The sequence below is a fragment of the Myxococcus xanthus genome (assembly GCF_006402735.1).
Lineage (GTDB): Bacteria > Myxococcota > Myxococcia > Myxococcales > Myxococcaceae > Myxococcus > Myxococcus xanthus_A.
The window spans coordinates 8,821,000-8,837,734 of the sequence record NZ_CP017174.1 but is presented as its reverse complement, the minus strand read 5'-3'; the positions used below and the strand labels follow the sequence as shown (position 1 = coordinate 8,837,734).

The 16,735-nt window shown below is 69.1% G+C and carries 15 protein-coding genes; 9 read left to right on the top strand and 6 right to left on the bottom strand.

The window, feature by feature from the left end:
- Positions 1-81 precede the first annotated feature (81 nt).
- The 5 genes from BHS09_RS36480 (at position 82) to BHS09_RS36460 (ending at position 6,159) form a co-directional block, all read left to right on the top strand.
- Positions 82-303, top strand: coding sequence for a hypothetical protein (locus BHS09_RS36480; protein WP_171410092.1), 222 nt, complete (start codon positions 82-84; stop codon positions 301-303).
- Complete coding sequence (map, locus tag BHS09_RS36475; RefSeq protein ID WP_140795948.1) at positions 300-1,295, top strand: type I methionyl aminopeptidase; 996 nt, start codon at positions 300-302, stop codon at positions 1,293-1,295. Before BHS09_RS36480 ends, map begins: the two co-directional genes overlap by 4 nt.
- Positions 1,296-1,494: 199 nt before the next feature.
- Positions 1,495-2,400: a transcriptional regulator gene (locus BHS09_RS36470; protein WP_418763973.1), complete on the top strand. Its 906-nt coding sequence runs from the start codon at positions 1,495-1,497 to the stop codon at positions 2,398-2,400.
- Positions 2,397-5,462, top strand: a complete 3,066-nt coding sequence (locus BHS09_RS36465; RefSeq protein ID WP_140800374.1) for a protein kinase domain-containing protein — start codon at positions 2,397-2,399, stop codon at positions 5,460-5,462. The genes BHS09_RS36470 and BHS09_RS36465 overlap by 4 nt, the downstream gene beginning before the upstream one ends.
- An 85-nt stretch (positions 5,463-5,547) precedes the next feature.
- Entirely contained in the window at positions 5,548-6,159 is a 612-nt protein-coding gene (locus BHS09_RS36460) for a hypothetical protein (RefSeq protein WP_140795946.1), read from the top strand.
- Between the two features lie 102 nt (positions 6,160-6,261).
- On the opposite strand, the gene BHS09_RS36455 is transcribed toward BHS09_RS36460, so the two are convergent.
- On the bottom strand, positions 6,262-6,978 hold the full coding sequence (locus BHS09_RS36455; RefSeq protein ID WP_140800373.1) for a class I SAM-dependent methyltransferase: 717 nt from the start codon (positions 6,976-6,978) through the stop codon (positions 6,262-6,264).
- 307 nt (positions 6,979-7,285) lie between these two features.
- The gene (locus BHS09_RS36445) at positions 7,286-8,161 is read right to left on the bottom strand and encodes a helix-turn-helix domain-containing protein (RefSeq protein ID WP_174259002.1); all 876 of its coding nucleotides are present in this window, start codon (positions 8,159-8,161) and stop codon (positions 7,286-7,288) included.
- Positions 8,162-8,227: 66 nt separating this feature from the next.
- Here BHS09_RS36445 and BHS09_RS36440 point away from each other — a divergent pair, with 66 nt between their 5' ends.
- The gene (locus tag BHS09_RS36440; RefSeq protein ID WP_237080053.1) at positions 8,228-9,208 is read left to right on the top strand and encodes a TolB family protein; all 981 of its coding nucleotides are present in this window, start codon (positions 8,228-8,230) and stop codon (positions 9,206-9,208) included.
- Positions 9,209-9,332: 124 nt separating this feature from the next.
- Positions 9,333-10,634 (top strand): hypothetical protein, encoded by a 1,302-nt coding sequence (locus BHS09_RS39795; RefSeq protein WP_237080052.1) that lies wholly within the window; start codon positions 9,333-9,335, stop codon positions 10,632-10,634.
- Positions 10,635-10,665: 31 nt separating this feature from the next.
- Here the strand turns inward: BHS09_RS39795 and BHS09_RS36425 are convergent, their stop codons facing one another.
- Both BHS09_RS36425 and BHS09_RS36420 read right to left on the bottom strand, forming a co-directional pair.
- Entirely contained in the window at positions 10,666-11,343 is a 678-nt protein-coding gene (locus BHS09_RS36425; protein WP_237080051.1) for a hypothetical protein, read from the bottom strand.
- 134 nt (positions 11,344-11,477) lie between these two features.
- Complete coding sequence (locus tag BHS09_RS36420; RefSeq protein ID WP_237080050.1) at positions 11,478-11,819, bottom strand: DUF2917 domain-containing protein; 342 nt, start codon at positions 11,817-11,819, stop codon at positions 11,478-11,480.
- Positions 11,820-12,015: 196 nt separating this feature from the next.
- On the opposite strand from BHS09_RS36420, the gene BHS09_RS36415 reads away from it, so the two are divergent.
- Positions 12,016-13,452 carry an aminotransferase-like domain-containing protein gene (locus tag BHS09_RS36415; RefSeq protein ID WP_237080049.1) on the top strand — a complete coding sequence of 479 codons (1,437 nt, stop codon included), beginning with the start codon at positions 12,016-12,018 and terminating at the stop codon, positions 13,450-13,452.
- An 8-nt stretch (positions 13,453-13,460) separates the two neighbouring features.
- On the opposite strand, the gene BHS09_RS36410 is transcribed toward BHS09_RS36415, so the two are convergent.
- Both BHS09_RS36410 and BHS09_RS36405 read right to left on the bottom strand, forming a co-directional pair.
- Positions 13,461-14,177, bottom strand: a complete 717-nt coding sequence (locus tag BHS09_RS36410; protein WP_140795938.1) for a hypothetical protein — start codon at positions 14,175-14,177, stop codon at positions 13,461-13,463.
- An 81-nt stretch (positions 14,178-14,258) separates the two neighbouring features.
- Positions 14,259-16,085, bottom strand: coding sequence for a metallophosphoesterase (locus BHS09_RS36405; RefSeq protein ID WP_140800367.1), 1,827 nt, complete (start codon positions 16,083-16,085; stop codon positions 14,259-14,261).
- A gap of 185 nt (positions 16,086-16,270) precedes the next feature.
- Between BHS09_RS36405 and BHS09_RS36400 the strand changes: the two genes are divergently transcribed.
- Positions 16,271-16,735, top strand: coding sequence for an acyl-CoA thioesterase (locus BHS09_RS36400; RefSeq protein ID WP_174259088.1), 465 nt, complete (start codon positions 16,271-16,273; stop codon positions 16,733-16,735).

Below are 16,735 nucleotides of genomic sequence, written 5' to 3'. Positions count from 1 at the left end.
AGCAGTGCCGCCGTCCCGTCTGGGAAAGAAGCCGTGCATGGGTGCATGTCTAGGGGTATAGACACGCCCGAAATGTGTCCCATGGTGAAGACCGAAGACCTGATTGACGCTCAGGCGGTGGCCGGGTTGCTGCGCCTGCGCCACGCCAACAGCGTCAGCACCTACCTGCGCCGCTATCCCGACATGCCCCGGCCCGTCCTGGACCTGGGCACGGGGCGGCCCCGGCTTTGGCTTCGTCCCCAGGTGGTGCGCTGGATGCGCGCCCGTAAGCCCGAGCAGCTCCGCGCTGGAGGTGAGTCATGACTACCGCTGTTCCCCGTACCCCGCCCGCCGTGCTTCCGGGCCCCAACGACACCTGCTGGTGTGGCAGTGGCACCAAGTACAAGAAGTGCCACCGCGGCGCGGATGCCGCCGAGGCGCGCAAGAGGGGCCCGGACGTGCTTCGCAAGGGTATCCGCCCGGGCGTCATCAGCCCGCGCCGCGAGGTGCCGCTCCACATCCCCCGTCCGGACTACGCGCTGACGGGCCGTCCGTCGCGCAAGGACGCGGGCTCCGACATCAAGACGCCGGACGTCATCGCCCGCATGCGCAAGGCGTGCAAGGCCGCCGCCGAGGTGCTCCAGGAGGTGTCCTCGCACGTGCGTCCGGGCATCACCACGGACGAACTGGATGCGATTACCCACGAGGCCTACATCAAGCGGGGCGGCTACCCGAGCACGCTGAACTACCACCGCTATCCGAAGTCGCTCTGCACGTCCGTCAACGAGGTCATCTGCCACGGCATCCCGGACAGCCGGCCGCTGGAGGATGGCGACATCGTCAACCTGGACGTCACCATCTTCCTGGATGGCGTGCACGGTGACTGCTCGGCGACGGTCTTCGTGGGCAACGTGGACGAGGAGAGCCAGCGGTTGGTGCGGGTGACGCGCGAGTGCCTGGACCTGGGCATCGCCGCGGTGAAGCCGGGCCGGCCCATCAGCGATATCGGCCGGGCCATTGAAACGCATGCCACGCAGCACGGCATGAGCGTGGTGCGCGCGTACTGTGGCCACGGCATCGGCGAGACGTTCCACACCGCGCTCCAGATTCCGCACTACTACGAGCCCGAATCCGACACCGTCATGCAGCCCGGCATGATTTTCACCGTCGAGCCGATGATCAACCTGGGGGGCTGGGGGCACCGCACCTGGGATGACGAGTGGACCGCCGTCACCGCCGACGGCACCCGCAGCGCCCAGTTCGAGCACACCCTGCTCGTCACCGAGCAGGGCGCCGAAATCCTCACCGTGGCGTGAGTCCGTGGACGCGCCCGGCCGGACTCCTCCGGCCGTGCGCTCCGGCTCCCCGGCGGTCGCTGTCAGGGGCGTAGCCCGTCGGGTGAGAGCGGCCCCGCGCAGGCGCGCGCCGCTCGAGGACCGGGAGCCCGCTCAGGCATTCGTGCTAGAGATTCCGGGGAGGGGGATGTGGCCTCATCGCCACGGAAATCACCATCTCATGCGTACGGACAGCGCTCTTCCCGAGGAGATTCTCGAGACGGTTCTTCGTTCGATGGACACCGCCGCCGCGGGCCGCTTGCGCTCCGCGCCGGAGGTGCCGCGGGCGCTCGCCCTGGCCCTGCGTGAGGCGGCCTCCCTTCAGTGCGCGGCGCCCGAGCCCCTGGTGTTCGCGCGGCACCTGGGGGCACGGCTCTCCGAGGCGGAGGACCCTGTCGTCGCGCTGGAGCGTTTGCACGCAAGGGACCTTGCCCTCGCGCTCGCCTGCGCTCAAGGGAAGCCGGGGGCGGCGGACCTCTTCGAAGCGCAGGTCCTGCGCAAGCTGCATGGTTCGCTCGCACGGCTTCATTCCTCGCCCACGTTCGTGGATGAGGTGCTTCAGGCGCTCCGGGGAAATCTGCTGATGCCTCGGCCCGACTCGCCGCCCCGGCTCCTTGGCTATGCGGGCGTGGGGTCGTTGTTGCATTGGGTCAACATCTCCGCGGTGCGCCTCGCGCTCCGGATGCGAAAGGCCCAGGGGCAGGAGGCACGGGTGGACGCGGAGATGCTGGCCGCGGACCCCGCGCAAGGCGGGCTGGAGCTGGGGCTGGTTCGCGAGGAGGCCCGCTCGCACGTGCGCGCCGCCTTCGTCCAGGCGGTGGCCTCCCTGGATGACGAGGACCGGGAGTTGCTTCGTCTCCACTTCGTCGAGCATCTGTCGCTGGCTCGCATGGGGGAACTCTACGGCGTGCACAAGTCCACCCTGTCCCGGCGGCTGTCCGGGGTGAAGGCGCTGCTGGAGACGCGCACGCACCAGGGGCTGACGGAGCGGCTGTCGCTCTCCCAGGAGGAACTGGACAGCATGATGCGGGCCGTTCATGGCCGCCTCGACGTGAGCCTGTCCGGACTCCTGGCGGCGAAGGAATGAGCTGCCCGGACGAGAACGACCTCGCGCGTCACCTGGAAGGCCAGCTCTCCTCCGAGCGTGAGCAACAGGTGCGTGCCCACGTCGCCGGCTGCGCCGAGTGCCGGAGCGTGCTCGCCGCGCTGAGCCCGAATGAGGCGCGGACCTCCTTCGCGGGCGTGGGTCCGCTCGCCACGGGCACGCGGGTGGGGCGCTACGTGGTGCTGGGGCTGCTAGGCGAGGGCGGCATGGGCCGGGTTCATGTCGCGTATGACCCCGAGCTGGACCGCAAGGTGGCGCTGAAGCTGCTCAAGCCGGAGCGTTTCCATGAGGACTCACTGGCCCTGGCGCGGCAACGTCTGGAGCGCGAGGCCCGCACCATGGCGAAGCTGTCCCACCCGCACATCGCCAGCCTTCATGACGTGGGCGAGTACCAGGGACAGCTCTTCCTGGTGATGGAGTTCCTGGAGGGCGGCACGCTGCGGCGCTGGCTGGCGGAGCAACCGCGCCCGCTCCGGGAGGTGCTCGAGCGCTTCCGGCAGGCGGCGGATGGACTCGCCGCGTCGCATGCGCTGGGCATCGTCCACCGGGACTTCAAGCCGGACAATGTCTTGCTGACGAAGGGGGGCCTCGTTCGCATCACTGACTTCGGCCTGGCCAACGCGACCCTGGTGCCCGGAGCGGCGGCTCCCGGCGCGGTGACTTCGGCGTCCCTCACCGTCACGGGGACCTTGCTGGGCACGCTGGCCTACGGCGCGCCCGAACAGCTCCGCGGCGAGCACGGTGATGCCCGTTCGGACCAGTTCTCCTTCTGTGTCGCGCTCTACGAGGCGCTCAACGGCCAGCGTCCCTTCGAGGGAAAGACGCGTGAGGCCTTGCTGGAGCAGGTGGCGCGGAAGGCCGTGCGGCCGGAACGCCCCGGTGTCCCCGCGTGGCTGCGGGCCGTCGTCCGGCGCGGGCTCTCCGCCGACCCCGCGGAGCGGTTCTCCTCCATGGAGGCGCTGCGTGCGCAGTTGTCCCGGGACACCGTGGCGCGCAGGCGCACGGTCGCCCTGGTGATGCTGGGCGCAGTCCTGACGGGGCTGACTGTTTTCGGGTTGCTGTCCAGGCAGCCGCCTCAAGCGCTGTGTCAGGGCAGTGAGCGGCACTTCGCGGGCGTCTGGGATGCGCAGATGCGGGAGTCCACCCGGCGGGCCTTCCTGGCCACGAGCGCCCCGGACGCGGAAGCGTCCTTCTCCGCGGTGGTGGCGGCGCTGGACCGCTGGAAGCTGGACTGGACGCGCGCGCACCAGGAGGCCTGCGAGGCCACGCGGGTCTGGGGCGAGCAGCCAGACCAGGTCCTGGGCCTGCGCATGGCCTGCCTCGACGAGCGGCTGGAAGAGGTGACCCGCGTGGTGGTGGCGCTCCAGGAGGCGGATGCCCGCACCGTGGCGCGCGGCTTCGGGCTGGGGGGCTCGCTGGCGAGCCTGCGGCGCTGCTCGGACGTGAGGACGTTGCTGGAGGCCGTGGCGCCTCCGGAAGACCCGGCCGTGCTGGTGGAGGTAACAGCGGTCCGGGCGGAGCTGGCCCGGGCGAACGCGGGGCTGTTCGCGGGCCATACGCCGGAGGCGTTGAAGGTGGCGCTGGCGGCACGGGAGCGGGCCGTGCGCACGCGCTACCGCCCGCTGGAGGCGGAGGCCCACCTGCTGTGCGCCACGCTCCAGGAAGACGCCAGTGCGTTCGAGGATGCGCGAGCCTCGCTGGTCCAGGCCGGCCTCGCCGCGGAGGCGGGGCGCCATCATGCCGTGCTGGCCCGGGTGCTCTATGCCCAGGCGTGGTTGAGTGGCCATGACCTGGGACGGACACAGGAGGCCTGGGCCTATCTGAGCCGCGCTCAGGCGGTGGCTGAGCCGCTGCGCGACCCCGAGTTCGACGCGCTGTTGAACTATGTCCGCGCCGAGTTGTTCGAGCAGGAGGGACGTTTCTCCGAGGCGGAGCCACTGCTGCGCGAGGCGCTGGACCGTGTCACGGAGAAGGGCGTCTCCCATGCCGCTGCCCGCGCGGAGCTCAATGGGCGTCTGGGCCTGCTGGCCCGTCATCAGGGCCGGCTCCTGGAAGCGAAGCGCTGGCAGGAAGAGGCGCTGCGGCTTCAGGAGGACTTGCATGGCCCCGACCACCGCGACACAGCCCGGGCCCTGGTGAACCTGGGTGGCACGCTGGCCCACGCGGGGGAGCTGGCCCGCGCGGAGGCCGTCGTGCAGCGGGCGCTGGCCAGCCTCCGCCGCAGCCTGGGCGAGGAACACCTCGTGGTGGCGCGCACGTTGTCCAACCTGGCCGTCATCTATTTCGAGTGGGGGCGGGGGCCGGAGGCGCTGCGCGCGGCGGAGCAGAGCCTCGCGGTCGCTCGCAAGAGCGTGCCGCCGGAAGGCGCGGACGCGGTGCTCATGGGCATGACGTCGAACCGGACGGGGGTGCTGGGTGAGCTGGGCGCGCGCGAGGCTGAGCTGGAGCAGGCCCGGCGCAGCCTGGCCCACCGTGAGCGCGTGTACGGCGCCACGCATCCGGAGGTCGCGCTGGACCTGCACGAGGTGGGGCGGCTGTTGCGATTGCTGGGGCGCGCGAAGGAGGCTCGGGGCTTCCATGCGCGCGGCGTCGCGCTCCAGGAATCGTTGCTGGCGCGAGGTGAGCTGGAGGGGGAGGGGTTGCGCTGGCTCGCGGATGCTCTGCTGTTCCTGGGGCGCGTCGAGGAGGCTCGGGGCCACGCGGAGCGGGCGCTCGCGAGGCTGGAGCGGGACTGGGGGCCGGTGGCGCCGGAGCGCATCAAGGCGTTGGTGCTGCTGGGCGACGTCCATCTGGCGAGGCGCGCGCCAGCGGAGGCGGCGGCGCCCTTGAGGACGGCGCTGGCGGCGCTCGCGAGCGAACAGGTGGCGTCCGCGCGGGTTCCCCTGGCGCGGCGGCGGCTCGCCCAGGCTTTGCGTTTGTCCGGGGCGTCTGACGAGGCGTGTCAGGAGGCGCGCAGGGCGTGGCTGGAGTGGGAGCCCTGGCGCAAGGCCTACCCCGGTGAAGTCGCCGAGGCTCGCGCCGAAAAGGACCGCTGTCCGCGCTAGCCGTCCGATTTCGACGCAACGATGGCTCCCGGGATGTCTCTTTGTGGGGGGCAAATCCCCATGAACCTTTTTCCGGGAAGTTCCGATGAAGAACCTGACGCGTGCGTTGGTGCTGTCGCTCTCACTCCTCGCTGTGGCGTGTGGTGACTCCAAGGAAGACGACAAGGACGGTGAGGGAGGAGGAGGCGGCGGAGGAGGCGGCGGCAACGCACTCCAGTGCTCCGCGGTGGGGTGGTGCACGACGTGGAGCGCGGACACCAACGAGGTGACGAACGCACCGCCTCTGACGGGGGGCAACCTCCGGGAGGGGACCTACCGGGTCGAGCAGGGCATCGGCTACGACGCGGCGATGGTCCTCCGTGGCAACTCCGTCATCCTGCTGGGGGGGAGCTGGAACAACTACCTGGGCACCTGGAAGGTGAGCAACGGGAAGCTGGAGCTGACCCGGGCCTCCTCATGCGACGACTACAGCGAGGGGCCGTTGGACAACCTCGTCACCGAGGTCCATGCCTTCGCGGTTCGGGGCGACGAGCTCTTCACCCAGGACCAGGACGACTCGCGGGGGACCATCCTCCGTTGGAAGCGGGTGAATGACCTGTGTGAGGAGAGCGCCTCGTTCAAGTGTCGGGGGAGCGTCTGCTCCTGTGCCACGACGACGAACAAGCCCATGACGGGGCAGCAGAGCTGCGCCGGGTGAGCGCCGGGGCTCAATCTCATGAGCTCCTCCTCCGTGGCGTGAGTCCGTGGACGCGCGCGGCCGGACTCCTCCGGCTGCGCGCTCCGGGTTCGGCGGTCGCTCTCAGGGCGCGTATCGCGCCAGGAACACCTTGAACTGAAGCGATACGAAGATCGGCTTCGGCGCGACCAGTCCTGCATTGGCGAGCATCGCGAACAGGGCGGCATCGGATTCGATGGGCCGCAGCGTCATGAAGCGCTCGCGCCGGCGCTCCAGTTCCTCCCGTGGGGTGCCATAGGCCCGCCATCGCCGGAGCTCCACGTTCAACAGCTCGGGGTCCATGCCGATGCGGCAGCCCACGACGAGAGGGGCTCCGGGCTTGAGCCGACGGGCGACTTCCCGGAGCAAATCGAGGCGGGCTGCTTCACCCTCCACGTGGTGGAGGACGCCCATCATCTGCGCGCCATCAAAGGGAGAACCGGCGGGCAGGGTGTGCAGTTCGCCGTGGTGCAGGTGCGTGCGCGAGAGCAGGCCTTCCGCCTCCAGGCGTTTTCGCGCGACGTCGAGCATGGCGTCGGAGGGGTCCACGCCCGTGAAGCGCCAGCCGGGGACGTCGAAGCGGGTGTAGGGCATCAACTCCGCACCCGTGCCCACTCCCACGAAGAGCAGCGAGGCTGCGTCCTGGCCGTCGAGCCGGGCCGTCAGCGTGCTGACGCCGAGTTCATACAGGGCCTGGGTTCCCGCGAGCGCGACGGACGCCTGGGCGTCGTAGTGAGCGGCGCGGTCCGCGCCAAATCCTGGCACGATGTGGTGGGCCGGATGGTGGTGGTCGTGAGCCATGAGATGTCCTCGGAAAGTCGTAGTGGGCTACGAGAATGCGTTCCGGCTCGGGTGAATGGGAGGGCGGGGATTCAGGTGGGATCGGCGGAAACACAGGTCTGTCCCACGGTTGCTATCCAGGCGAGTAAGGGCGGCGGCGCGTTATTCTGGCGCGCGCTCCGTCGGCTCGAAGGGGAGTTCGCGGCGAACGGCGCCACCCTATGGCGCTTCGAGTTCCCGCACCGTGCGGTATCCCGCCTTGGCGATGCCCTGAGGCAGTGACGCAGGTGTTCGATGGCGGAAACGCGAGCCGCGCCTGCCACCGCGGTCAGGCGTGTTGGCGCGCGCGAGCGCGGTAGGCACGAGGCGAGAGACCGAACGCTCGCGTGAAGCTCGTCGTGAAGTGGGACAGGTCACCGAAGCCGGCTTCCAGGGCGACGTCGGTGATTCGCGCACGGCTGCCGCGCAGCGCCGAGGCCGCCATGCCAAGCCGCGTGGCGATGACGAGCTGGCGGGGTGTCTGCCCCGTCACTGCTCGGAACATGCGCAGGAAGTGAAAGCTCGTGAGCCCCGCGACGTCCGCGAGCGTGTCCAGCGAGCAGTCCTCCATGAACTTTGATTCGAGATACCGCAGGACCCGGGCCACTCTGCGCGCCTGAAGGTCGGAGACCTCCACCCGTGTCTCCGTCGGGTTGCTTCCCAGCGTCACCCCCGCGTCCACCACCGCCAGGGCCGCCTCTCGCAGGTCCTCCACCTGGCCACTCTCGAGCGCTTGTCGCGCCAGGAGGACGGCGTTCACCGACGTGAGCGACGCCGGAGCGCAGACGCGCGCGAAGGGGCGCGTTCCTCGCGAGGAGCGTCCCAGCGAGCGGAGGGCATCGTCCAGCAGCGCGTCGGAGCACTCGATGACGAGCGACCGGTCTCCTCCATCATCGACGTGCCGGAACTCATAGGGCGCCGACCGGTTCCCGAGCAGCAGCGCGCCCGGCCCCACCACCGCGGCCCCCTCGGGGCTTCGGACATGGAACACGCCGGACAGCACGACACTGATGCAGACCCGAGCGTGCTCGCCGCCGAAGATGGGGCTGCGGGTGCCTGCTCGACAGACACAGTCACTGATGTCGAAGGCATCGCCCGCGCTGAGCGCGTGATAGCCGGGAGCCCGCTCGGGAAGCACCGCAACATTCCCAAAGTTTCGCCTCATGGGCCGATGCTATCCCGACCGCCGTGGTGCTGAAGCAATGTCCAGGAGGAGCCGTACATGGCGGGGATGTCGTCGATGCGAGGCGTGCTCTTGATGATGACGTTCTGGGAGCTGGGTTGTGGCGCACACGGTGGACGGCCCGCGGAGGCGCTGGAGAATCACGGGGGCACCTGCGCGCCCGAACTCTACGGCGCGGGGCTCTTCACCACCGGGGCCTGGGACTTCTTCATGGCCTTCTCTCCAGACCAGCGACGCGTGCTCTTTGGAAGGGCAGATGACCGTTTCCAACAATATACGCTCTACGAAACGCAGTTGACCGATGAAGGGCACTGGTCCCGTCCGGTGCTCCCGCGCTTCGCCACCGAGTGGAGCAACGCGGACCCACACCTCTCGCCCGACGGGCGGACGGTGTACTTCATCTCCAACCGTCCCGAGCCTGGGGAGCAAGGCCCCCGAAGCTCGTATGACATCTGGGCCGCGTCGCTGGACGCCGACGGAGCATGGGAGGACGCGCGACGCCTTCCGGCCCCCGTCAACGACAAGCACCGCGACGAGTGGTCACCGGCCGTGGCCGCCAATGGCAATCTCTACTTCGGGGGTGAGCGAGACGGCACACTGGGTGGCAGCGACCTCTGGGTCTCCCGCTGGGTCGACGGCGCCTACCAGCCGCCAGAAAATCTGGGTCCCGCCATCAACTCGTCGGTCCATGAACTCGAGCCGTGGATTGCGCCTGATGAGAGCTACCTCATCTTCAGTGCACTGCGGCGGGAAGACGGCCTGGGCGGATACGACTTGTTCCTCAGCCGCAAGGTGGATGGCGCATGGACGCCTGCACGCCGGCTCTGCGAGGGCATCAACACGGCCGCGAGCGACTACAACCACAGCGTCTCCCCCGACGGAAAATGGCTCTACTTCAGCAGTACGCGCCCCTTCACGGGCGACGTGGGGGCGCGCTTCGATGCGCCACGAGATGACAGCGCCGTCCAGGGCATTGGCCGCGGCACGGGGGACATGTACCGCATCCCCATGAGTGCGCTGGGGCTGTGAACCCGGCAGCGGAGGAGGTCTCCGTCGCGAGACGGAGCACGTCCTGGCCGGTTGCGCGCGCGGCTCGGGCTGTTGAGGCAGTGCTTCCGTTGACCCCCGTCAGTCCCATGCGAGAGGCTGGCGTATGTCCAACTGGAAGCGCCTACAGGAACTCAACGGCGGCGACGCCATCTGGTACTCGGAGCCTCAGCTCGATGTGAAGGACGAGGTCTGGCTCTACTCGGCGGGAGGCGAGCTGCGAGTCTGGAGCGCGGGGACCCTCTACAGGCCGGAGCCCAAGGCACTGAAGGTCACCGCGCCTGTGTCGGAGCGCTTCACCCTGTTCAAGCTGCTGTCCTTGCTCTTCGTCGACGTGGAGGTGCGTGGAGCGAAAGCCGTGGTTCGCCGTGGCACCTTGAACGGCGCTCACCTCGTCTCCCTCATCGACGCGTCAGACGTCGAGGCCCTGGTGGCGCGCTACCGGAAGCTGGGCTTCCGCGATGGCACGCCCTGGAACGCGAACCGGAAGCGCATCACGGTGCGCGAGTATCGCAAGGGTGCCTCGACCCAATGGGTCATCTGGGTCGATGGGAATCGGACCGTCGAGAACTACCGCAAAGAGACGGTCGCCGACAGCCGCGAGGCCGCCATCCAGCGGGCGGAGAAGCGTATCCGCGCTCAGGAGAAGGCTGGCTTCGTCCTGCGCAAAGTGGAGCTCCGAGACGCTGACCACCCCAACCCCGAGCCCGTGGCTCCGAAGGGCGCACCGAAGAAGCCCGCAGCTCCCAAGGCTCCCTCCTTCGCGAAGCCGCAGGATGCATTCGCGGCGGTCGACACCGCCATCGTCATGCTCAAGGACCTCCACGAGCGCTATCCCACGGCGCACTTCGTCGCGGAGCACCTCGACGTGAAGAAGGAGCCCAAGCGCATGGACTCGCTCGACCAACAGCTGTCCCTCTTCAAGCGCGTCTACAAGCACCGCATCGGGCGGTGGAAGGGCGTAAAGGCGCTCAAGCCCAGGAAGACAGAGTCGAGCTGGGATTACTTCCTGCGCGTGTACGGCTCCAGCACCTGGATTGTGGACAACGCGGTCGACAATGGCCTGCCCACGTTCCCGTGCGGAAACGTCTCGGGCGGGGGCTGGAGTTGCCTGGAGATCGCCGACGACGTCTATGACCTCGACGGGCTCGTCGAGGCGACTGGAAACGCGGAGCTGGAGCGCCTCACCGTGTTCCACGGCGGCTGGCACACCGGCAGGTCCTTTGCCTTTGACCTGCGCACGAAGTCCCCGACGGGCGAACACGCCGTGGTCGGCTTCGACGAAAGCATCCAGAAGCTCCCCAGGATGACGAAGCCCGAGCGCATCCAGCCCTTCGGGTTCTGGCTCCACAAGCGCGTGACGCAGTTGACGCGCATCGTGGAGGGCAACCTGCGCGAAGTGCTCTGAGTGCGCTGGCGAGGAGGGGCCGGCCTGGGGCTCACCCCTCCTTCACCCAGGCGCGGAGCTTCGGGCACGCAAGGGTCGTGGCGAGCGACTCTTCCATGCTGAGCTCATAAATCGAGATGGCGCCTGGCACGTCGTGGCCCGCGATGTCTCCGACCGCCTGCATGGCCGTGCCGATGCGTGGGTCGACGCGCGCGCCGTGCTCGGCGAGGAAGCGTTTGATGGTGGCGCGCCACTCCACGCCTGCCTGAGGCTGCTGGGTGACTTTCAATGCGGAAAGGGCTTTGCAGAAGTCGCCGTAGAATTCACGCAGCCGGGTGGCTGCCGCCGTCCGTTCCGCCTCCGTGGTCCGGAACCGCGCCCACAGTTCCACCTGCACCCGCTCGTCATGGTTCCCTGGAAAGGTCGGGAAGGACCAGGTCTTCACCTTTTCTTCCACGCAGCCTGTGTCGAGGAACATCGACCGCACGCCCAATGCCTCCGTCTGCCTTTCTTCGTTCTGCACCTTGCCGTCTGGCGCCAGGGTGAAGCGCACCCGGATGCGATCATCCGTGTCGGGTCCGGCCTTCCAGGGAACGTACTCAATCGAATGCGGGGCCTTGTCCTTCCCGCGCTGTATGGAGACCAGACGCATGCAGGACGCGAGCGTCTGGCGTTGGCTGTCGAAGGCGCGTCGCACGGCATCAGGTGACAGGCCCGGCGAGGTCTCCACCCGTTCCGCCGGGGAGACCTCCGCGGCCTGGGCGGTGAGGAGCGAAGACACGAGCGTGAGGACCGAGGCGAGGCGGCGACAGTCAGGGAGGCTGGGCATGGCGCGGACGATAGCAAGGCCGGGCATGGCACCGGCTATCGGACAGGCGCCTCATGCTTCCTCACGGGAGGCGTGCACGGCGTATGGACCGGAGCGCGCTGCATCATGCAGAGGCGCGAGGGCTTCAGTGCCTGCACCACCACGTGCCCGGAGCGCTCCATGCGCAGCGTGTCGCCGGGGTGCAGCACGTAGTCTTTCGCATCGCCCTCACACGTGAGCCACAGCATGCCTTCGCGACACGTCAGCGTCAGGGGATGTCCGCTCCGGGTGCGCTCGCTCCACAAGGCGCCCTGGGCCAGGTGAACCGGGCCCACGTTCCGCGCTGGCGCTGCTTCGAACCGCAGCCCGCTCACCACCGTCCTCATCCAGTCCCACATCACCGCGTCCTCCAGGGCACCAACATGCGCCCCCGGGCGGTTGCGGAACAGATTCAGTCAGGTGAGATTGTGACCGGTACAGTTCTGTTCCAATGAACTGTACCGGTCGCCGTCGGCGGGAGCTGTATCTGGGCAACGGGCCCGTTCTCGTCTCCGATACCGGCCGTGGTGGATGCGGCTCACTTTGGGAGGAGCCATGGGCGCGGTGGCACACAAAGCAAAGCTCTACGAGCAGGTGGCCGAGCGGCTCGTGGATGCCATCTCCGCGGGCACCTTGCAGCCTGGAGACAGGCTGCCGTCCGTGCGGCAGCTCAGCCTGCGCGAGCGGGTGAGCATCTCCACGGTCCTCCAGGCCTACCTGCACCTGGAGTCCCTGGGGCTCATCGAGACGCGCCCCCAGTCCGGCCACTACGTGCGCCGCCGTGAGCGGCCCCGGCTGGCGGAGCCCCAGGTGTCCCGGCCCGCGTCCAGCGCCACCGCTGTCACCGTCAGCGGGCTCGTCGCGAGCGTCTACCGGTCCATGGGGGATGCGCGCATGGTCAAGCTGGGCGCCGCCTCGCCTGCGCCGGAGCTGCTACCCGTCCGCAGGCTGTACCGCGAGCTGAACGCGCTCAGCCGCGAATCGCGCGACCGGAGCATCCTGTACGACGCGCTGCCCGGGTGTCCGGAGCTGCGCCAGCAGCTCGCGCGCCGCTCCATGGACTGGGGCTGCTCGCTGTCCGCGGACGACTTCATCACCACCTTCGGCACGTCCGAGGCCATCCACCTGTGCCTGCTCGCGGTGGCCCGCCCGGGAGACACCATCGCCATCGAGTCCCCCGCGTACTACGGAACGCTGCAGTCCATCGAAGCGCTGGGTCTGCGCGCGCTGGAGATTCCCTGCTGCCCACGCAACGGCATGCAGATGGAGGCGCTGGAGGCGGCGCTGACGCGGCGGCGCATCGCCGCGGTGCTGGCGGTGCCCAGCTTCAGCAACCCGGTGGGCAGCTGCATGCCCGACGTGCGGCGCCAGCGGCTGGTGAACCTGCTGGATGCTCACGACGTGCCGCTCATCGAGGACGACATCTACGGCGACCTGCACTTCGGCGCCGAGCGTCCGCGTTCATGCAAGGCATTCGACACGCGCGGCAACGTGCTGCTGTGCAGCTCGTTCTCGAAGACGCTCGCGCCGGGCTTCCGCGTGGGCTACGTGGCGCCGGGCCGCTTCCGGGAGCGGGTGGAGCTGCTCAAGTTCTCCACCTCCGTGACGACCGCCACGGTGCCCCAGTATGCGATTGCGCGCTTCCTTCAGAATGGAGGCTATGACAGGCACCTGCGCTCCTTGCGCCGCCGGCTCGCCGCGCAGGTGGAGCGCATGGCCGAGGCCGTGGCGGAGTTCTTCCCCGAAGGCACGCGCGTGACGAGGCCCTCGGGCGGCGCGCTGCTTTGGGTGGAGCTGCCGCGGCAGGTGGACTCGCTGGTGTTGAGCGCGAAGGCCCTGGAGGCGGGCATCAGCATCGCCCCGGGGCCCATCTTCTCCGCGCGGATGGACTCATATCGCCACTGCTTCCGGCTGAACTGTGGCCACCCGTGGACGCCGCGCATCGAGGCGGCCATGTCCACGCTGGGGGCGCTGGCGCGCAGCCTGACCTGACGTCGGGCTCAGCGCGCGAACAGCAGCCCCGCGCCTTCTCGGGTCGCCCGGTCCACGGCGCGGGAGATGGCCTCAATCGCCGGGGCGGGGGCTGCTGCCCGACCGGACCGTGTCAGCTTCAGGCGGAGGGACGTCATGAAGCGGGCCCAGTCGCTCATGGGCATGTAGTCAGGGGCCCCGCTCAGGTGCTGGCGCAGGTCGTCGCGCACTTGCCGTACCTCCGCGGCCGTCCAGTAGCCCATGGAGGGGAAGTTGCGTCGCAGGCCAATGCCCTCCGCCACTGTCCGGTTCGGCGCCCGGCCCCAGACGAGGTGGCGCCACAGCTCGAACGTCCGCTTGGGACAGTTCTCTCCGATGACGACGTCCGAGGCGCGGACTTGCTTGTCGGTGGGCTTGAGGTCCGTCGCCAGCTCCATGCCCTCTGGAATGCCCAGTTCCTCGCGGGTGAAGTAGTCGGACAGCTCATCGAGCAGGTCCAGCATCGCGTCCGCGTGGCGGGTGGGGGGCTTGCTCAGGGACTCGGCGCCCTGCTGGAGCAGGTGGTCCACGAGGCCGAGGAGGGCCTTCAGCTCCTCGTCCGACTCAATGTCGGCCAGTTCCTCTGCGTTCAGGTGCTCCGTGTTCTCCCGCCAGAGCCAGTCGCGGAAGGCCGCGAGCCGCGCCGGCGTCAGCAGGGGGACGAGTCCGTCGGGCGGGGTCAGGTAGATGAAGACAGGGGCGCTCATGAGCCCTGTCTACTCTGGACTTGGACGCCTGGGGATGGCTGTGGTGCTTCCGGGACGGTGGGTGCCCGGTGGTGGCACGTCTCACACGCGGATGGGAGGCTCGATGAGCACGGGCTCGGTGGCCTTCGGGTCATCCGGGTCGAACGCGGGCGCGTAGGGACCGGCGTGGGTCTCCTTCCACTTGCGGGGCACGCGTTCGATGCCCACCGGGAAGACGGTGAGCCGTCCGTCTTCACCGATGCGCATGCGGAGGAAGTTCTTCCAGTCCGGAAGCGCCAGCGAGATGAAGGCCTCGTTGGAGTGCGCGCCGAAGCGATTCACGCTCAGCCACAGGTACAGGCCCATGACGAAGGGCCCCACCAGGAAGCCGCCCAGGAAGGTGAAGCCCGAGGACAGCAGGAACTTGCCCGCGAGGTGCCACCAGCCCGCCTCGCAGTGGATGCCGTCCGCGGCGAGCTCGGGGCACACGCCCAGGCCGCTCACCGTGAAGTAGGTGGCGCCCCAGGCCACGAAGAAGGCCGCGGCGATGTGTCCAAGCCCGTGGAGCGTGCCCGCCAGCGTGCGCCACTTGCCGAAGGCCGGGTCCGCCAGTCCGATGAGCCCGCCGATGGTGGCCATTCCCAGCACCAGCGTCCATGGCCGGGCCACCATGCTGTTGGCCACCGCCAGGATGACCTCTGAAAGCTGCGACATCCCGAACGAGCCCACCTCCGCGTAGGCCGCCAGCGCCAGCAGCAGGTACAGCATGCCGGTTATCAACCCGAACAGCGGACTGTGGCGGATGAGGAGCAGGTTCTGCCGGGCCAGCTTCCGGGACGTCCGTTCGTCCGGGAAGCTCTTCTGCAAGGTGTAGCCGTCCCGCAGGACGTGGGCGGAGGGCGCGTGCGTGGGGTGGAGGAACGCGCCGCCACCGCCCGCGGTGATTTTCTGCCGCCCGCCGGCGTCCTCGTGCCGCCGGTAGTGGTGCAGGTCCCCGGCGAGGAAGACGTTGATGCGCCGGCCGAACACCTTCTCCTGGAGGTACTCCAGGTTGTTCTCCAGGTAGCTGCCCTTGCGCCGCTCGGTGGCGGCCAGAATCCACGCGGGCTCCGCGTTGCAGAGGATGATGCGGTCGTCGGGGCCCATGTGGCTGGCCACTTCGCGGAAGTACTCCACCTGCGGCACGTCGATGTCGCTGTTGAGCTGCACGTCCGTGCCGATGAGCCACCAGCGCTGGGGCAGCTTCAGCGCGAAGTAGCTGCGGCTCTGCCGCGTGCGCCGGCCGGCAATCCACCGGTTCGCGCAGAACAGCCGCAGGAAGGCGCCGAGCCCGTCGTACCAGTCATGGTTGCCCGGAATCACGAACAGGTCCGGGCTGGGCGCATGCGAGCGCCGCATGGCCGCCTCATAGGGCTGGACGAGCCGCTCGTCGTACACCTCGCGGCTGGCGCCGGGGTACACGCCGTCACCGCCAAAGACGAGCAGCCGTCCTCGCTGGGTGGCGTGGGACTCCGCGTGGGACGGGCCCTGCACGGGCAGCGTCAACTCCGGCAGCGCCAGCAGCCGCGCCACCGCGTAGGTGGAGTTCCAGCCGTCGCCGGTGTCCGACACGTAGTCCAGCCAGAATCCGCCCTCCGGCATCGGCTCCTGCGAGTAGTCGAAGTAGGGCACCTGCGGCCGCACCACCGCTTCGATGAGCCGTTGGTCCGCGCGCGCGCCGAAGACGGCCGCCACCACCGCGTCCAGGCCCGTGCGCAGCAACTGCGCGGGATGAAGCCAGCGCACCATGTCCGCCCGCTGCCGGGGATGCGCCGCCATGCTCTCGTCCGACACCGGCAGACCTTCGCGCGGGGACAAGGCGTAGGGACGCAGGTCCTCGGCGGGGATGTCCTCTCGTGGCGGCTTCAGCGGCTCGCGCTCAGCGGCCATGAGCAGGCTGCTCCAGGAAGAGGCCGGAAAGGACGGTGAAGTCGAGCCCGGGGGCCGCGGGCGAGGACGTGTGGAATCGTGAACGCATGGCTGTCCTGGATTACCACGGCCGTGGCCCTCGCCTGGAGGCCAGGCGGGCGCGGTTCACGGTTCCCTGGGGCCGCCGGGTGGGGCACCCTGGGGGCATGCCGGACTCGCCGCTCAAGGATTTCCCGGTGGTTGTCTCCTTCCCCCTTCACTGGGGTGAGATGGACGCCTTCGGCCACGCCAACAACACGCGCACGTTCACCTGGTTCGAGACCGCCCGCATCCACTACTTCGCGCGCATCGGCCTGACGGGGCCGTCCGGAGCGGGGGACGAGCGGACGAACCGCGACGGCGTGGGGCCCATCCTGAAGGCCACCAACGCGGAGTACCTGCGTCCCGTCCTCTTCCCCACGCGCCTGGTGGCCGGCTGCCGCGCCACCCGCATCGGCACGTCCTCCATCACCCTGGAGCACGCGGTAGCCGGAGAGGACGACGGCGTCCTCTACACCCGGGGCAGTTGCGTCATCGTCACCCTGCGCTACGCCACGCACGAGAAGGTCCCCGTGCCGCCGGAACTCCGCGCGGCGATTGAAGCGCTCGAAGGGCGCTCCTTCAGCTCGTGA